At 45.2% G+C, this 17,461-nt stretch carries 12 protein-coding genes and 1 pseudogene; 2 read left to right on the plus strand and 11 right to left on the minus strand.

Translation table 11 applies throughout. The features are described from left to right. The 5 genes from ACRBG0_RS04905 to ACRBG0_RS04925 form a co-directional block, all read right to left on the minus strand. Positions 1-599, minus strand: a 599-nt coding sequence (locus tag ACRBG0_RS04905) for an aspartyl/asparaginyl beta-hydroxylase domain-containing protein (RefSeq protein ID WP_431485792.1), incomplete at its 3' end; no start/stop codon positions are given. 12 nt (positions 600-611) lie between these two features. Further along, entirely contained in the window at positions 612-1,247 is a 636-nt protein-coding gene (locus tag ACRBG0_RS04910; RefSeq protein ID WP_431485793.1) for a protein phosphatase 2C domain-containing protein, read from the minus strand. 169 nt (positions 1,248-1,416) lie between these two features. Continuing rightward, on the minus strand, positions 1,417-6,180 hold the full coding sequence (locus ACRBG0_RS04915; RefSeq protein WP_431485794.1) for a gliding motility-associated C-terminal domain-containing protein: 4,764 nt from the start codon (positions 6,178-6,180) through the stop codon (positions 1,417-1,419). Between the two features lie 372 nt (positions 6,181-6,552). Then, positions 6,553-9,309 carry a formate dehydrogenase subunit alpha gene (gene fdhF, locus ACRBG0_RS04920; RefSeq protein ID WP_431485795.1) on the minus strand — a complete coding sequence of 919 codons (2,757 nt, stop codon included), beginning with the start codon at positions 9,307-9,309 and terminating at the stop codon, positions 6,553-6,555. 179 nt (positions 9,310-9,488) lie between these two features. Then, complete coding sequence (locus ACRBG0_RS04925; RefSeq protein ID WP_431485796.1) at positions 9,489-11,141, minus strand: NADH-ubiquinone oxidoreductase-F iron-sulfur binding region domain-containing protein; 1,653 nt, start codon at positions 11,139-11,141, stop codon at positions 9,489-9,491. Between the two features lie 172 nt (positions 11,142-11,313). Here ACRBG0_RS04925 and ACRBG0_RS04930 point away from each other — a divergent pair, with 172 nt between their 5' ends. After that, entirely contained in the window at positions 11,314-12,777 is a 1,464-nt protein-coding gene (locus ACRBG0_RS04930) for an NAD-dependent succinate-semialdehyde dehydrogenase (RefSeq protein WP_431485797.1), read from the plus strand. Between the two features lie 26 nt (positions 12,778-12,803). Here the strand turns inward: ACRBG0_RS04930 and ACRBG0_RS04935 are convergent, their stop codons facing one another. The 3 genes from ACRBG0_RS04935 to ACRBG0_RS04945 all read right to left on the minus strand — a co-directional run bounded on the left by ACRBG0_RS04935 (position 12,804) and on the right by ACRBG0_RS04945 (position 14,813). Next, complete coding sequence (locus ACRBG0_RS04935; RefSeq protein WP_431485798.1) at positions 12,804-13,028, minus strand: hypothetical protein; 225 nt, start codon at positions 13,026-13,028, stop codon at positions 12,804-12,806. Between the two features lie 95 nt (positions 13,029-13,123). After that, entirely contained in the window at positions 13,124-13,561 is a 438-nt protein-coding gene (locus ACRBG0_RS04940; RefSeq protein WP_431485799.1) for a cold-shock protein, read from the minus strand. Between the two features lie 133 nt (positions 13,562-13,694). Next, positions 13,695-14,813, minus strand: a complete 1,119-nt coding sequence (locus ACRBG0_RS04945) for a DEAD/DEAH box helicase (RefSeq protein WP_431485800.1) — start codon at positions 14,811-14,813, stop codon at positions 13,695-13,697. Positions 14,814-15,013: 200 nt separating this feature from the next. Here ACRBG0_RS04945 and ACRBG0_RS04950 point away from each other — a divergent pair, with 200 nt between their 5' ends. Continuing rightward, positions 15,014-15,823: a DUF1853 family protein gene (locus ACRBG0_RS04950; protein ID WP_431485801.1), complete on the plus strand. Its 810-nt coding sequence runs from the start codon at positions 15,014-15,016 to the stop codon at positions 15,821-15,823. A gap of 228 nt (positions 15,824-16,051) precedes the next feature. On the opposite strand, the pseudogene ACRBG0_RS04955 reads toward ACRBG0_RS04950, so the two are convergent. The 3 genes and pseudogenes from ACRBG0_RS04955 to ACRBG0_RS04965 all read right to left on the minus strand — a co-directional run. Further along, positions 16,052-16,508: pseudogene (locus tag ACRBG0_RS04955) on the minus strand (aromatic aminobenezylarsenical efflux permease ArsG family transporter); the annotation flags it as partial. After that, positions 16,509-16,940 (minus strand): nitrophenyl compound nitroreductase subunit ArsF family protein, encoded by a 432-nt coding sequence (locus tag ACRBG0_RS04960; protein WP_431485802.1) that lies wholly within the window; start codon positions 16,938-16,940, stop codon positions 16,509-16,511. Positions 16,941-16,960: 20 nt separating this feature from the next. Next, positions 16,961-17,461 (minus strand): permease (locus ACRBG0_RS04965; protein ID WP_431485803.1); only part of this gene is annotated, 501 nt, incomplete at its 5' end.

Genomic DNA, 17,461 nt, shown 5'->3' on the forward strand with positions numbered 1-17,461 from the left:
CTGTTTTCTTCGGGGAAGAAACTCTCTTTTGGTGCTAAGGAAAAGAACAGGTCGTCTGACCAGCTGTTCCTTTCTCCATCAATAACAAGGTGAATTCTGTCTGCTGGGCCATTATTCGAAACGGAGTGGATGTAGTTGACATTCGTATACCAGCATTCGCCTTCCTTCATTTCTATCCTTGATCCATCAAGAATGAAGTTAACCTCCTGGTTAGTGATTATAGGGATGTGGAGTCTGAAGTTATCGTCCTCATAGCCCAGTTTATAGTCGCGATGAGGTTTTATAAACGCCCCTTTTTCCAGCTTTAATAATCGTACCGAGAGTAAAGGGCATTTGAATTGGTTGATCACTTCTTTAAAGTAGGGGCTGTTGTTTAGGATGGCGGTTTCCTTTAGATGGTCACCACCTGTAGCGGAAATATTCGATGGATCACCATCCTTGGCATATAGGGCTATTGAATTCCATTTTCCATCGTATCCATCTGTATTGAAATGTGGCACCCACTTCGTTTTTAAAATGGCTTTTAGCTCGTCTTGTAATTTACTTACGTCGAATTGGAAGGGTAACTGTAAATGTATTGTTGGGGCTAGATTTTTCATGGAAATAGGCGCTTATCTTTTTAGTAGCATTAACGTCATGTCGTCGAATTGGGTTAACTGATTTAATTGCATGATTTGATCAAATTTACGCTCCCAGTTTTCCGAATTGAGGACTAATGCTAATTCTTCCCGGTATCTCTTTCTATTGGTAGAAATTCCGTCGGTCATTAATGCAAAAGAAGTGTTTTTAGTTAATTCTCCACCGTCTCTAACCTTACTAGGGAGTAGGTCAGGGTGGATTTTAAAAGCACATTCAGGTGTTAGTTCTTCAATGGTATCGTTTTCGAACTTCAGGATTAGGCTATCGCCAATGCCAAAATAGAAATATTCGTTGGTCACCTTGTCAATTATGATAGCAATTAAGGTAGTCAACATTCCTTCACACTTTCCTTTTGTCTGGTAAATTTTATCATAGGTTTTTTTCAGGCTATGGGCAATTCCTTCTTTTATACCCAAGGAGCGGTATTCGTTTTGATAAAAAAGCACTAAATCTTGACATGCTTGTTCAGATGCTTTCCAATCGCAGGCATTTCCACCCACACCATCCGCAACGACAGCAATTGTAACGGTGCTGTCTTCAAAGAAGTTATAGGAATCACCGTTTGTCAGGCTCCCTTTTTTAGGAATACTTTTTGCGATGTGTTTCATGCTTGATATTGGCTAAAGAACAGCATTTAGGCTGGATGATCTGGTTCGAAAGATAAATCTTTTTTGCTTGGCAAAAAGAAGCATCGCACAGGTGTCATTAAGTGAGAAACCAAGGCTTGTGAAGATTCTTCTAAACTTCGAGTAGAGCAAGGACGATCACAGGACGTCATCACCGGATCAAAGTGACATCTCCTTTTAGGGTTTCCAATTCTGCGCAAGCTTGTGTTCCCATTTCTAAAACCCAAACATAAACGCCTGTTGCGGCGGGCTTGCCTCTTACGTCACCATCCCAGCAGGTATTGGGGTTGGTAGCACTAAAAACAAGACCTCCCCAGCGGTCGTATACCTGCATGCTATAATTTTGAAAAGCTAAACCAGCTTTAGTGTAAACCTCAAAACAATCATTGATACCATCATTGTTTGGGCTGAAAATATTTGGAACAAACACTGTTTCTGTAGGCCCTTTGCCGTTGACGATAACCGTGATGAGCGAATCGCAGCCATAGCTGTTTTCATAAATAAAGGTTCGTTCCTGCCCAGCAGATAGGTAGACTCCGTTGTACTCGATGGCCTGCCCCGTGCAGGTTTCAAAAGTTAATTCTTCCCTCGTACTTGGTCGTCCGGTCACTGTTACTGACACAATGGAGTCGCAACCGAGGCTGTTTGGAAATGTAAAATCCTGTACATCACCTACAGACAAATCCGTTCCGGCAAAATCAATGGTCTGTCCTTGGCAAGTTTCGATTGTTAAAGCTCCGGTGCTTGTTGGTAATGCGATTACGGATACGGCAACGATGGAATCACACCCTGAGCTATTGGTAAAAGTAAAGTCCTGTACATCGCCTGGTGACAGCGTCGTTCCGTCATAATCAATGGTTTGTCCTTGGCAGGTTTCCAGGGTTAAAGCTTGGGTACTTGTTGGTAAGGCGATTACGGATACGGAAACGATGGAGTCGCAACCAACGCTATTTTGAAAAGTAAAATCCTCCGTATCGCCAATAGACAAAGTCATTCCGGCATAATCAACCGTCTGTCCTTGGCAAGTTTCCAGTGTGACTGGAACAACCGCCAGCGTGTCCAATATCACTTGTACGGTTTGGTTCGTTTCTCCGCAATCAGAATTTCCGGCGACGGATAAAATTGTCCCACCATTGTTGATGTCTTCATTTCCCAGGGTATAAATGGTAGAAGCGGCCGTATTATCATTAAATGTGCCATCACCAATACCAACCCAAGACCATGCTGTACTGGTTTGCCCATTCAATATTGCGGATAAACTTACAGTGTTGTCACTACAATTGAAGGTTTGATTTACTTCAATTTCCGGTGCTGCCGAAACATTGGTCGTCACGGTATTGGAGGTTAAGGTCTGGATGCCCCCATTTTCTAAATCGGGCACGTTGCCTAAAGTTGCTAGATTATTTAATACACCATCGGAAAGCCAGTCTCCTAAAGCAGCATCCATTGAAAAATGGGCTATCGTATTGGCATCTACTTCATCAATAATGAACGTTGCATTCCCCTCTACAAAATTGGAATTGCTGATGCTTAGGCCATTTAGGTTGTAGGGTTGAAACACCCATTCCACTGGGGAAGGCAAAATATCCGTCAGGTACAGTCCTTGCAGTGGGACGTTCAATTGATTATCAATGGTGAAGGTGTAGACGACAAAAGCATCTTCGCAAATATCGGTGACATTCACTTCTTTGGTGAAGGTGATAGTCGTAGATGGACAGTCAATTGTGCCATCAATGAGTACATCCTCCTGTGCCGTTGTGGCGCCATCAAAATCGAGGTAAATCTGATTGATCGCACCGGATAGTGTTACATCCTGATCGTTGTAGTTGCCATTTGCGGCATTGGTGGCATCGTAGGTGTAGGTAATGGATACGCAACAGCCGCCAGGAATGTCAAAAGAACTGTTGTTATCCGTAGCACAGCCATTGTTATTCACCACGGTATGGAGCAGCACAAAACCGTCTGGTGCATCATCCGTAACGATAACTCCCATGGCATCGAGATCGGTGATGTTACATACATCCACCGTGTAAATAATCGTGTTGTTGCAAATAGGGGTGGGCGTAGTCGTGTATTTTAATGCTTGTAAAGTAGGCAGCGGTTCCGTGCAGATGGTGGCGTTACTGCTATTGTTAGACCAAGCCAATTCGTCTAAATCGGTAATCGGAAAGCTGATCGGCGGCCCCTGGCTGTTGTCGTCGTTCAAGACCGCAAAAATATTCGCGGTACCCGTTACGGGCAGGGTGACCGTATAGGTTTCGGTGGTACCCGCAGGAATGGCACAAGGAACGATCCAGGTCAAAATGGGGGTCGCGCCAAATAAAGCAGGGTTATTGTAATAAAAAGTAACGGGCGTACCCGGCGGGATGGACAATTCCTGCAAAGCTTCGATGGTGAACGTCACCGTTATATTATTGGGCGTAGGGCAGCCACCATTGGCTACCATGTCGATGATGTCAATGGCACCATCTCGGTCGAAGTATACCGTCGCTGAACTGCCTGGATCAATCGGACACAAGTAGAGGTTAACAATGTTTTCTGCCAAGTTTTGATCTAGTAGTGAATAGGCGGGCGCGCCTGGTGCTAATAGGTCAATGGATGCAACTTGGCGTAGAAGATCACGCGTATAGGTGTTAGCAAAAGCGCCATCAAAAGCAATGGTGATAATATGATAACCAGCAGCTTTGTATTGGTCAGCTAAAGCAATGAGAGAAGGACTAATCTGCCCTCCGTTCCCATCGGTAGACAATATCAAAACCCGCTCTACATCTGGTCGTGCAACACTACCCAGGTAATTTTCTCCGAGACTAAGCGCAGCGAGAGGATTTGTACCACCATCAAATGAACGATCGAAATTAATATAGTTCTGTAATACAGAAACGTCACCAGTCATTGGAATTTGGATGGCCTGCTCGTCTGTCGAGGACCATTCGATAATAGCGGCACGGCTTTCATCAGGAGCCGAACCGATATTGGCCGCATGGAGGAAATCTACAAAAAACTGCTTGGATTCCTCATATTCTACTGTATCCACAGAGCCCGATACGTCATTGAGGATGACGATATCAAGCGGTTGGATGCAGGGGAAAACAGGCACGGTTTCATCTAATAAAGTGATGCTGATGGTTTGCTGATTACCAAGAGCATCTGCTACCGTTATTTCATATTCCCCTTGTGAAAGCGAGGGGATGGTGAATGGGAGTTCCGTAAGATCCATTTGCGTGCCAGTGCTAGTCCCCGACCAAGTCAGGTCATAAGGAGGCATCCCGCCAGCAACGCTCAAATGAATGGCGCCATTGCTAACACCATTAGAGCTATTAGTCGTGGTGAGTTCAATGATTTCAAAGACAGAACCAGGTACGGGGATTAAAACAATGTTTTCCTGAATGAACTCGGCTCCTGCCACATCGGTAACGGTCACATTATAAGTGCCTGCACCGAGATTTTCGATGATGAGGTTGGGGTCATTGCTTTCACCATTACCAACTTGGCCGTCTTCCAGCCTTTCCCAAGTATAAATAAATGGTACAATACCATCCGTGATTTGTACTTGAATGGAGCCGTTATTTGCTCCGATACAGGGAACGTTTATTGCTATATTGATACTAGTGCAGGGTGCTGTGATGATCTCCTCGGTGGAGCTACATTCTGAGGGGTTGTCAAAGATGTTTATTGAGCCTCCTATCGCACCTGGGGTGGAAAGTAACACTTGTATGGCACAGCAGTTGGTTAAGGCATCGTTGCTGTATAATTGAACATTTTCCCCAACAGTAGAGATGTTAGCCAGTCCATCCAGATTGGTTAATGCATCGTTATTGAATATGTTTAAATATCCCCCAATCGTAGAGAGGTTAGCGAGTCCGTCCAGATTGGTTAATGCATCGTTGTTGGATATGCTTAAATATCCCCCAACAGTAGAGATGTTAGCCAGTCCATCCAGATTGGTTAATGCATCGTTGTAGGAGATACCTAAAAATCCCTCAATAGCAGTGATGTTAGCCAGTCCATCCAGATTGGTTAATATATCGTTGTATTTTATGCTTAAATTTCCTCCAATAGCAGAGAGATTCGCCAGTCCGTCCAGATTGGTTAAGACAAAGTTGTCGACTATTTGAAAAGTTCCTCCAACAGTAGAGAGGTTAGCGAGTCCGTCCAGATTGGTTAAGACAAAGTTGTTATTTATCTGTAAAAATCCCCCAATAGCAGAGAGGTTCACTAGTCCATCCAAATTGGTTAAGGCAGCGTTGGTGGTTATTTGTATATCTCCCTGAACAGCAGTGAGGTTCGCCAGTCCGCCTAGATTGGTTAATGCCCCATTGTAGGTTATGCCTAAATTTCCCCCAATAGAAGAGATGTTCGCCAGTCCATCCAGGTTGGTTAAGGCACTGTTGGCAGTTATACTCAAATTTCCCCCAACAGCAGAGATATTCACTAGTCCGTCCACATTAGTTAAGGTTGCGTTTTGAGCTATTTGTAAATATCCCCCGACAGCGTAGAGGTTAGCGAGCCCGTCCAGGTTGGTTAAGGTATCATTGTTAAATATCGATAAATCTCCTCCAATAGTAGAAATGTTAGCCAGTCCATCCAGATTAGTTAAGGCATCGTTGTCGCTTATGGCTAAATCTCCCCCAATAGAAGAGAGGTTAGCGAATCCGTCCATATTCGTTAATACATCGTTGTTGCTTATGCTTAAATTTCCCGTAACCGAAGTCAAATTCAGAATATTAGACAAATCCGAAATAGGGTCATTAACATTAATGAAAGTTGTTTCTATGGTTAAATTTCCATTGATGGTGGTAGTAGCACTATTAAAGGCATCTACATCCGCCTGAGAATTAAAGGTTACATTTTGAGAGAAACAAGGGAGGAAAAAACAGCAGCTAAATAGTAGCAGTAGAGAGTAGCGTGTAATCATCGTAATTTAATGTAGAGAGATTCGCAGAATTTTTACGGTACCCAAAAATACATTTTTCTTGTCAATGAAGGGGGGGCTATAGGAGGAATGCGCATTTGGAAACATAAAATGCTGGATAGGTTTTTCATCTTCTCACACCTCGAAGAAGCCGCGAAGCGACCACGCTAGTAGCACCGGAGGTAAATCCTACATTGGCAGACTATAACTATATGCGACCTCCTCCAAGGTCGATTCGTCGTTTTTATCTTCTTCTATCAATATTCCACCTCTCTGAGGTGTTTTTTTGCTCCATTTAAGAACGTCTAGTTTTTTCTTAAATGACCTTATAATCCCTTATATGGTTCAAAAAAACTATCGTGGTTACGATGCTAATTACCCCACCTTAAACTTCCCCTTACTCTTCCTAATTCGTACGGCTACAACCTTGTATTCCGGACACATGGCCTCCGAATCGTGAATATCGGAGGTGATGTTGTTGACCATGATCTCCGGAAAGTGGAACGTAGTACTCAGCACACCGGGGTTGACCTCATCGGTGATGCGAGCTTTGACGTCTACTTTGCCACGGGGGGATTCCAGGCAGACGTAATCGCCATCGTTGATGAAGTTGGTAGCCGCGTCTTCGGGGTGAATCATCAGGTAGTCCGATTTCAGGATTTCTCCATTGCCGGTACGGCGGGTCATGGCACCACAATTGTAGTGTTCGAGTTCCCGATTGGTGGTCAGAATGTAGGGGTAGTCTTTGCCGTGACTGGTGATCTCTTTGCTTTCCTCAAACGCATTGAATTCAAAATAACCAAGGCCACGCTTAAATTCCGTTTGGTGCAAAATCTGGGTATCGGTGCCGTCGGGTGCTACGGGCCATTGCTTGCCATTGATGTCCAACTCATCCCAACGAATGCCGGCAAAGAAGGGGACGATCTGAGAAATCTCTTCCAGCATTCCATCTGGGGTATAATCTGGTTGATTATAGCCGAGCCGGTTCATGATGTCGACGATGATCTGTCCGTCGGGCTTGGTGCCGGGCAGTGGGGCGACCACTTGTCGCACGGCCTGTACACGCCTTTCGCCATTGGTAAAGGTACCGCTCTTTTCGAGGAAGGACGCACCCGGCAAAACGACATCGGCGTATTTAGCCGTTTCGGTCATAAAGAGTTCCTGTACGATGACGAGGTCGGTGGCCTCCAGGGCTTTGATGACCTTTTGGGTGTTCGGGTCGGTTTGAACCACATCTTCTCCAATGATCCAGATGGCTTTGAGTTTGCCTTCGAGGGCGGCATCAAACATCTCGGGGATTTTGTAGCCGACGTGGGTTGGCACCGTCACCCCATAAAAATCATTGTACTGTTGATTGACCTCCGGCTTGGTGACGTCGAGATAACCGGCTCCCTGATGCGGCTGCACGCCCATGTCGGCTGCGCCCTGCACATTGTTTTGTCCACGCAAGGGGTTGACCCCAACGCCAGGGCGGCCAATATTGCCGGTAAGCATGGCCAAGTCGGCAATTTGCATCACGGCAAAAGTTCCTTGTGAATGTTCCGTAACGCCGAGGCCATGGAAGGACATCGCGTTGGGTGCCGATGCGTAGGCGATGGCTGCTGCTTTAACCAATGCCCGATCTACACCGGATATTTTTTCCATTTGGTCAATGTCCAATTGCAGGAGGTGCTGTTTGAAATCATCAAAACCTTCGGTTCTGCTTTCGATAAAGCTCGTGTCTGCCAAATCTTCCTTCAGAATATAGTGCATCATCATATTCAGTACCGCCACGTTGGTGCCGGGGCGCAGTGCCAGGTGATAATCAGCGTAGCGGGCCAGCTCTGTTCTGCGAGGATCAATGACGATGGTCACATTATCCTGTTTCATGGAAAACTGCTTCAGCTTGGCTCCCGTCACAGGGTGCGCGTCCGTTGGGTTGGCACCGATGACCATAATGCAATTGGTGTGTTGCAGGTCTTGGATGGAGTTGGTCGCAGCGCCGGTGCCAAAAGTGCGCTGCATGCCCAAAGCAGTAGGGGAGTGGCACACTCTGGCGCACCCGTCAATGTTGTTGGTGCCAATGACGGCGCGGATGAATTTTTGCATCAGGTAGTTTTCCTCATTCGTGCAACGAGAAGAAGAAATACCGGCGATATAGTCAGGGCCAAATTCGGCCTTGTAGCTCGTTAGCTTGCTTGCGATGTAATCATAGGCCTCGTCCCAAGTTGCCTTTTCAAGTACGCCGTTTCGCTTGATCAGAGGTGACGTTAGCCGGTCAGGATGATCATAAAACTTGAAAGCATAACGCCCCTTCAGGCAAGTGTGGCCTTGGTTGACTTCCGCATCATAAGGTGCGCGGATGCTGACCACTTCGCCGTTGGTGGTAGAGACCTCCAGGTTGCAGCCGACACCACAGTAGGTACAGATGGTGCGCGTGGTTTCGGTAGCCGTGATGGCCTTGGACTGGAAAATATCCGAGATGGCAGATGTAGGACAAGCCTGAGAGCAAGCGCCACAACTTACACAATCAGAATCCATAAAAGATTGGTCAATACCTTTGACAATTTTTGAATCAAAACCTCTGCCAGCCATACTAAGGACAAATTCTCCTTGTACTTCATCACAGGCCCGCACACAGCGATAACAATTGATACATTTTGAAAGATCCGAAGTCATGTAAGGATGGCTCAGGTCTTTTTCCCGGTGTAGGTGGTTTTCTCCTTCCGGATAACGTACATCGCGGATGCCTACTTGGGCAGCTACGGTCTGCAGCTCGCAATTGCCATTTACCTCACAGGTCAGACAGTCGAGCGGGTGGTCGGTAAGGACGAGTTCGATGATGTTCTTCCGTAAATCTTGGATAGCCGGAGAACTGGGAAAAATATGTTGTCCTTCTGCGATGGGCGTATGGCAAGAGGCCATGGTTTTGCGTCGGCCATCGGGTTCCAATGCCACCTCTACGCTGCAGACCCGACAGGCACCAAAGGGATCTAAGTTTGGTGCGTCGCAAAGCGTGGGCACCAGGTTTTCGCCTTTATGCCTTTTAAGAAAGGAGAGAATCGTCTCGCCCGGAATGATGGAGAAAGGACGCCCGTCGACAAAGGCGAAGGTGGTGGTGGCGTCTGAATATTGTTCACTTTTTTGGACCATCTTGATTTTGTTTGGTAGCAGTAATTCTCACTTTGCAGAACAATTGCCATAGAGGCACGAAGACACGGAGTTTTTTTAGGGGATATCCAATAAGAACCTCCGTGTCTTCGTGTCTCCGTGGCTAGAAAAAGTCAAAGTGAGAACTGCTGGTTTGGTAGGAACAAGTCCTAAACATGCTCTTAATTAAAATATTCCTTCAGCTCTTCCTCAAAGTACTGCAAAGCATTTCGCACCGGCAAGGGTATTCCTCCTCCGTGTGCGCAGAGTGATCCCTGTTCCAGGGTGGTCAGTAAATCTGTAAATAGTTTCCGGTCAATCTTATAGTCGGACTCTAGCGCTTTAGTGGCCAGTTCTTGTCCTCTTTTGGTGCCTAGTCGACAGGGGAAGCACTTCCCACAGCTCTCGTAGGCTGCAAAATCAAACAAGTGTTCGATAAACTTCATGATAGGGAAATCCTGGGGAACAGCGACAATGGAAGCATGCCCCAAGAGGAAGCCATTTTGTGAAAAGGACTCGAAATCAATCGTTAGCTTACTTATTTTGGTAATAGGAACCAGGCCGCCTAAAGGGCCGCCAATCTGTAAGGCTTTTACTGGCCGATTAAAGCCACCACCCAAGTCGTAGATGACCGCTGTGAGTGGGGTGCCCATTTCTACTTCATAGATGCCGGGGTGGTTGAACAGACCATCAAGACTAACCAGCTTGGTGCCAGAAGAACGGTCGGTGCCGATAGCTTTCCAGGCCGCGCCACCGTTCTCCAAAATATAGTGAAGGGTAGCCAGCGTCTCGACGTTATTGACGACAGTGGGTTTATTGAACAAGCCGTTTTGAGCGGGATACGGTGGTCGCACACGTACCTCCGGGCGTTGCCCTTCGATAGAGTTGATCAGGGCGGTTTCTTCGCCGCAGATATACGAACCCTGAGCTTGGATAATTTTAAAATCAAAATCAAACCCGCTATTGGTGATGTTTTCTCCAATCAGGCCTTCGGTTCGTAGCTCGTCGATGGCTGCTTGCGTGATCTTTACGGCCTCCGGATACTCTGCCCGAATGTATAAAATACCGTGTGCCGCACCGGTCACGTAGCCCGCGATGAGCATGCCGAAGAGTACCGAGTGAGGTTGTTGTTCCAGCAGATAGCGATCTGAATAAGCACCAGGGTCGCCTTCATCTGCATTACAAATGATAAACTTGGTGTCACTTTCTTCTTTACGACAAAATTCCAGTTTTAAGCCTATAGGGAAACCAGCGCCACCGCGCCCGCGAACGCCAGCATCTTTGATCTCGTTGAGCACATCGGCGGCATCTTTTTGCAAGGCTGCTCGAAACGGGGCATAATAAGCCGTAATATTGGTGAAAGGCTGCGTGAGGATGGCCGTCCCGTTGGCTTTGGCCGTGTAGCCATCTTGGTTTTTATCCGAATCGGATTGCAAAATATCTTGCAATTCGCTAATGGCTGTACCCGAATAATTTTTCCCTTCATAATGAAAAGCGCCATTTTCATGGCAACGGCCGAGGCAGGTCATGTGCCCAATTTCGTCTGCTGCGAAATTCGTTTTCAAGGTCTCTATCACCTTGTCTTGTGTTCCGGCACACAAACAGGCAGTTCCATTACAGACATACACTTTTTTACCCTTATTTTCGGGTTTCATGAAGTCATAGAAGGTCGCCGTTCCATAGGTGTTGGCCTTCCCGACGAGGAATTCGTTGGCCAGTTCTTCGAGGGCCTCCGGGCTGGGCGTACCTGTATCTTGGGCGAGCTGGCCCATTTTGTCGAAGAGGTTGTTTTTTAGCCCCTTCCGGCCGGAGAGTTCACTCAGGTTGGTAGACATAATTTGGTAGATCTGGTTAGTTTGCGCAGCTAAGAACATGTTTGAGGTTTGATTCTTGTTACGAAATCATCCTAAACACGCGCTAAAAGGCACTGAACCAAATTACAAAAAAATGATCAACTTTTATTAGCGCCTGAGTAACCAAAGATTGCAAGATTGAAAAAACAAGAAAATGATATTAAAAAACAGTTCACTCCTTCAAGATACGACGCTCATTAACGGAAAATGGGTAACTGCTATTGACGGTAAGACCTTTCCTGTTACGAACCCATTTGATGGATCGTCTATTGGAACCGTGCCTGATATGGGGGCTGCGGAAACCAAGGCAGCCATTACGGCTGCAGCTACGGCGTTTCCGGCTTGGCGTGACAAGACCGCCGCCGAGCGGGCGACTATTTTAAAAAAATGGTACGCATTGCAGATGGAACACCTAGACGACCTGGCTGTACTGCTCACCACCGAACAGGGCAAACCGCTTGCAGAAGCTAAGGGGGAAATTCGCTACGGCGCCTCTTTTGTAGAGTGGTTTGCAGAAGAAGCCCGGCGGGTATATGGTGATGTCATTCCCGGTCACGGAAAAGGGCTACGCATCATGACTATTCGGCAGCCTATTGGTGTAGCTGCGGCCATTACACCATGGAATTTTCCCAATGCAATGATTACCCGCAAGGTAGCCCCCGCATTGGCTGCTGGCTGTACCGTGGTTATAAAACCTGCTGAGGATACGCCGCTTTCGGCGCTGGCGCTGGCGGTATTGGCCGAAGAAGCCGGCTTCCCTCCCGGTGTGCTCAATATCATTACCACTCGCCAGCCGGCAGCAGTAGGGAAGGAGCTGACCGATAACCCATTGGTACGAAAACTGTCGTTTACGGGATCTACTCGGGTAGGTAAATTGTTGATGGCCCAGAGTGCTGACACTGTAAAAAAGCTTTCGCTGGAACTGGGCGGAAATGCTCCTTTCATTGTGTTCGATGACGCCGATCTAGATGCCGCCGTAGCAGGTGCTATCGCCTCGAAGTATCGCAATGCCGGACAAACCTGTGTTTGTGCCAATCGTGTGTATGCGCAGGCGGGTATTTACGCAGAATTCACTCGAAAACTCGCCGAAGCGGCTCGTGAATTGGAAGTTGGCAACGGCATGGATGATGGGGTAAGCATTGGTCCGCTCATCAACAGTCAGGCGATGGAAAAAGTACAGCGATTGGTAGATGATGCCATCGCCAAAGGCGCGAAAGTATTAACAGGGGGGAAACAAAATGCCATGAATGACGCTGGCTCTTTTTACGAACCCACCGTGTTGACAGGCGTATTACCGAGTATGGAGATTAGCTCAGAAGAGATTTTTGGCCCTATTGCTCCGGTTATCAAGTTTGAGACAGAAGAAGAGGTCATCCAGATGGCCAATGACACGCCTTTTGGTTTGGCGTCCTACTTTTACGGAAGGGATTACGCCCGCATTTGGCGCGTAGCCGAAGCACTGGAATACGGAATGGTAGGCATCAATACCGGGATGATCTCCACTGCAGTGGCTCCCTTTGGTGGCGTCAAACAAAGCGGCTTTGGCCGCGAAGGCTCTAAGTACGGAATGGATGATTTCCTGGTAATAAAATACCTCTGTTGGGGTGGTGTAGAGTAGGTAGCGCATGAAGTTATGAATTCACCTCATTCTACAATTTCGTAGTCGATGTCTAGCTTGCGTAATGCTCTAAAAGCAGAGCTTGTATTTTTACCATCTACCTCTATATCTACAAGGTCACCTTCTAAGAGAATATCCGTCAATTCTCTTGCTAAAGAGTCGTCCATGTTAGCCGAAATCTCAGCTATACACTGAGCTATTGCTCTTTTATCGGGCCTTTGAGCGTCACAAGACAGGAGATTTAGTTTCATGATTTTTTATTAGTAGCTCACTTGTAGATTAGAGAGGAGGGGTAAGGCAATAAATAACCTACGCCCTTTGCGTAGATTATTTATTACAAACTCCCTTATTCTGATAGTATCCTAACTTCAATGGCTATCGGGCCTTTGGGGCCTTTGCCAATTTCAAAGCTCACTTTGTCATGGTCTTTGACCTCGTCAATTAAACTATCTGCATGGACAAAGTAACTTTCACCAGTTTCTTTTTCCGCTATAAAGCCATAACCCTTTTCGGTGTTGAAAAACTTGACAACGCCTGCTTTCGTGAACTTAGATTCATCAGACTTTTCTTGCTTACGCGTGCTGACTTCAATATCCTCTAACTTCGCCTTCTTTCTCAGTGATAAATCAGGCTTTTCAGCGGTCAGGTGGCCATTTTCATCGAGGTACATGAACTCGATTGGCTTCGAGTTATCTGATTTTTTTCTTTCTTTCTTTTCTGCTTTTTCTTTCTTTCTTTTCTGTCGTTTTTTCTCACGTTCTTTTTTATTAAAACTATCTGCCATTAGTACCTGGAGTTTGTTAGGAAATTTCGCCAAAAGGCTAAAGTCAAGCCTATTTGAAATAGGCTTCGAGTCAATATAGACAATTTTGTAAGAAGTATAGCTTTAATTCCCGAACATGCTCTTCGCTTTCCAGCTACATCGCCATTTCTTTGAATTTAATACCTAAAGTTTTTTGAATCTCAAGCACTTTTTTCATTTCGCCAGAAATGACCAAAGCAATGGACTGTCCTGTATTTCCGGCTCTAGCCGTTCGGCCACTTCTGTGTGTATAATAATCGATATGATCGGGTAATTGATGATGCAGCACAAAAGCGAGGTTGTTCACATCTATACCTCTTGCAGAAATATCGGTAGACACTAAAACTTGGAGGTTTTCATTTTTGAAAGCACGCATGACCTTGTCACGTTCTTTCTGGAGCATATCACCTTCTAGTGCAGCAACTGCAAAACCGTTGTCTTGCAATTCTTTTGCCAATGCATTTGCCCCTGCTTTGGTTCTACAAAATATAACGCCCCTCTCCTTTTTTCTTCTATTAAGAAGCCTGATAATTATATTTGTTTTGTCCTTAATGTTGGTGTTAATGAAATGATGTGAAATATTTTCATTAACGGATGCATTTTTGTTCACTTCAATTTTAATGACATCAGCGGACATGGTGCCCTCGATGAGCTGCTTGATCTCTTCTGGCATCGTCGCAGAAAACAACCAGGTATTCCGCTTAGAGGTGTTGTATTCCAGGATTTGACTCAGCTCTTCTTGAAAGCCCATGCTCAACATTTCATCGGCTTCATCGAGTACTAATGTTCTAACATTGGAAATATCTACGGCTTCACGTTCCACCAAATCAAGCAAACGCCCAGGGGTAGCGACAACAATGTGAGTGGGCCGGGTTAGCGCCCTGATTTGCTTGGTTATTTTCTCTCCACCATAAATGCCTTCTACAAAAATCTTTCCATCAATGTACTTGGTGAATTTGAAGAGTTGCTTTTTAATTTGCTGTACAAGCTCACGTGTAGGAGCAATGATTAAGCCTTGTACTTCTGCTTTAGAGTGATCAATGGAGTGCAAGAGAGGTAGTCCAAAAGCCGCTGTTTTTCCAGTTCCCGTTTGTGCTAAACCAATCAAATCGGTCTTCTTTCCTAAAAGGGTAGGTATTACTTCTTCTTGGATTTTGGTAGGAAATATAATATTCAGTTCTTTCAGTGCTTTTATGTAAGCCTTTCTTATCCCTAATTCGGAAAATGTTGCCATAATTTTTCTATTCGCTGACGCTTTTGTATTCTGGCACGAAGGTAGTTGGATTCTATGACAAATGTTGTGTTTTAAGCTGGACTTTAGCCGCTTGAACTGCGTTGAAGGGCTTGTCATGGGGGGCTACTTTATGGTGGGGGCAAGTTTTGCCTGACGGCAGAAGCGGTGAAAGAAGAGATAATTCGTACTTTCAGCAATCAATGGACACAAAGACACAGTTACGTTATCAAGGCTATCTTTCTACTCCGTCGCTTTGGACTAACGGTCCGGTGTCTCCGTTCAAACAGATTGAACTAGCCAGCAATACTGACGCTATTGATGATACCACAGTTTTTAAAAACCAACGCTTGGGCAAGCTTGTAGAAGAGTTCGTTTTTTACCAATTAAAAAATCAAAAGGAGGTCTCTTGGATTTGTGATAATCTGCAGATTCAAAAGGGGAAACAAACCGTCGGGGAAATTGACGCCTTGTATTATTATGAAGGAATCCCCATTCATTTAGAAGTTGCCTATAAGTTTTACCTGTTGGACACCCTGGAAAATCATGATGAGCCATTGGCCTATTGGATTGGTCCAAACCGGAAAGATAGTTTGTTTTATAAATTGGGTAAACTCCACAATAAACAGTTTCCTTTACTGCATAATGAATTGACCAAAATTCATCTGAAAAACCATAACCTGGACCCAAAGTCGATCAAGCAGCAACTGTGTTTTAAAGCGCAATTGTTTTTACCCTACCAGGATAGTAAGAGGGATGTCAGCCCTTTGAATAGTGGTTGCATGGCGGGTTTTTATATCTCTTACACTAAGTTAGAACTATTTAGATCGCTTGAGTTTTTTATTCCTACAAAACTAGATTGGCTCGTTGTGCCAAATCATAATGTAGAGTGGATCACCTACGCTTCTGCTTTAGCAATCATTGAAAAAGACTTAAAAAATAAACGATCCCCCTTGGTTTGGATAAAATACAAGGATGACCGACTTCAGAAATGTTTTATCGTGTTTTGGTGATTGATTACGCTAAATAAGCCCTGCAAAAATGAGCACATAATAGAGGCCAGCCAAAACGAATACAACGCCCGCTACATACCTCATGTATTTCTCAATCGTCTGAATTTTCTGATAAACACTGCCTATCCGATGTGCGCCAAAAGCCAAGAGGTAGGTGAATAGAATGACGGGCAAACCTGTGCCTATTGCAAAAACGAAAGGCAGATATAGACCCGATGAGCTCGATNNCACCACTATAGGGGCAAAATGCCAAGGCAAAGAGTACTCCGAGCAAGAAGGAACCTAATAATCCTTTATCTTTAAATCTTTCAGAAAAGCGTTCTTCAAAAGATGTTTTTCCTAAAAAGTTTAGCCGAATGACATTCAGCATGATTAAGCCAATAATAATCAATAGTGGACCAAGGTATTTCTCGCCATTTTGACTGAAAAAGCGCTGGATATGAAATTTGCTTGCACCAAAATAAAGCACCAACCCAATAACGGTATAAGTAAATGCTCGCCCAAGGGAATATAAAGCTCCACTTAATAGAACCTTACGTTTGTTGCTGATGCGCTTTGAAATAAAGGCAGTAGCAGTAATGTTGGTTGCCAATGGGCAGGGACTTATGGCGGTCATAAGCCCCAGCACAAAGGCAGACAATAAAGGGATGTTGTATTGCCCGATTAAGGATTGCAAAAAATCCATTTAGAGTGTTTTTAATTGTTCGTCAATCTTGGCTTTTAATTCTGTCGCGAATGCTTCGTCGTCAAATGCTTTCATAAAAGCAAAGTCCGTTAAATCAATGTGTTGTTCCTGGCCATTTTTTATCACATTGATAAACAAGGCTGTTCCTGCCGCTTCAAAACGTTCGGCCATTTCGTAATTGGCTTCGTCGTCGATGTTTACGGTTTGGAAACTTAAGGTTCCTGCATCCATTTGCTCCTTGAAGTCTGCTTCAAGCAACATTTCGGTATTGGCTTCAATTTTCAAGCAGGTTTGACAACGATGTGTCGTGTGGAAATCAATGATTTCGATTTTGCTAACGGTTTCGTCAGAAGCCATTGTTTTGCTTTTGTCCTGTGCTTGGCAAGACGTGAAAAACAATAAAGCAAAGACGAGAAAATGGAAAACTTTCATTAGTTAATTATTTAAAAATTCTAAAAAATCATGTTGAAGACATAGCCCGAAACAATGATGCAAAGCGTCACTACTCCGAAGAATATGCCGATAAGTTTTAGACTCATTACCTTCTTCAGAAGCATAGCTTCCGGGATGGACAGCCCTACGACGCCCATCATAAAAGCAATGGCTGTACCGAGTGGAATTCCTTTGCTCACCAATACTTGCGCAACAGGTAATATGCCTGAGGCATTAGAATACATGGGTACCGCAAGAATAGTAGCAATAGGCACCGCAAAAGGATTTTCTTTATTCATGTACTGTTCAAAGAAGCCTTCCGGAATGTAGCCGTGCATTAAGCCACCGATAGCAATACCTACTATGACATAAGGAATGACTCCCTTTAAAATATTCAGCACTTCCGCCCAGATAATGGGTAGTCGTTGGCGGAAAGGAGTCTGCTCTGCCTCAAACGCTTCACTTTCTTTTTGGGCATTGGCCAAAACCTCTTTTACCCAGGGCGTCAGAAAGCGTTCAAG

This window comes from Lewinella sp. (assembly GCF_050633125.1).
Taxonomy (GTDB): Bacteria; Bacteroidota; Bacteroidia; order Chitinophagales; family Saprospiraceae; genus Lewinella.

Bases quoted from the DNA above. Each gene is read 5' to 3' on its own strand.
- ACRBG0_RS04960 (WP_431485802.1), bottom strand. From the start codon at position 16,940: ATGAAAGTTTTCCATTTTCTCGTCTTTGCTTTATTGTTTTTCACGTCT.
- ACRBG0_RS04915 (WP_431485794.1), bottom strand. From the start codon at position 6,180: ATGATTACACGCTACTCTCTACTGCTACTATTTAGCTGCTGTTTTTTC.
- ACRBG0_RS04940 (WP_431485799.1), bottom strand. From the start codon at position 13,561: ATGGCAGATAGTTTTAATAAAAAAGAACGTGAGAAAAAACGACAGAAA.
- ACRBG0_RS04930 (WP_431485797.1), top strand. From the start codon at position 11,314: ATGATATTAAAAAACAGTTCACTCCTTCAAGATACGACGCTCATTAAC.
- fdhF (WP_431485795.1), bottom strand. From the start codon at position 9,309: ATGGTCCAAAAAAGTGAACAATATTCAGACGCCACCACCACCTTCGCC.
- ACRBG0_RS04910 (WP_431485793.1), bottom strand. From the start codon at position 1,247: ATGAAACACATCGCAAAAAGTATTCCTAAAAAAGGGAGCCTGACAAAC.
- ACRBG0_RS04935 (WP_431485798.1), bottom strand. From the start codon at position 13,028: ATGAAACTAAATCTCCTGTCTTGTGACGCTCAAAGGCCCGATAAAAGA.
- ACRBG0_RS04925 (WP_431485796.1), bottom strand. From the start codon at position 11,141: ATGTCTACCAACCTGAGTGAACTCTCCGGCCGGAAGGGGCTAAAAAAC.
- ACRBG0_RS04950 (WP_431485801.1), top strand. From the start codon at position 15,014: ATGGACACAAAGACACAGTTACGTTATCAAGGCTATCTTTCTACTCCG.
- ACRBG0_RS04945 (WP_431485800.1), bottom strand. From the start codon at position 14,813: ATGGCAACATTTTCCGAATTAGGGATAAGAAAGGCTTACATAAAAGCA.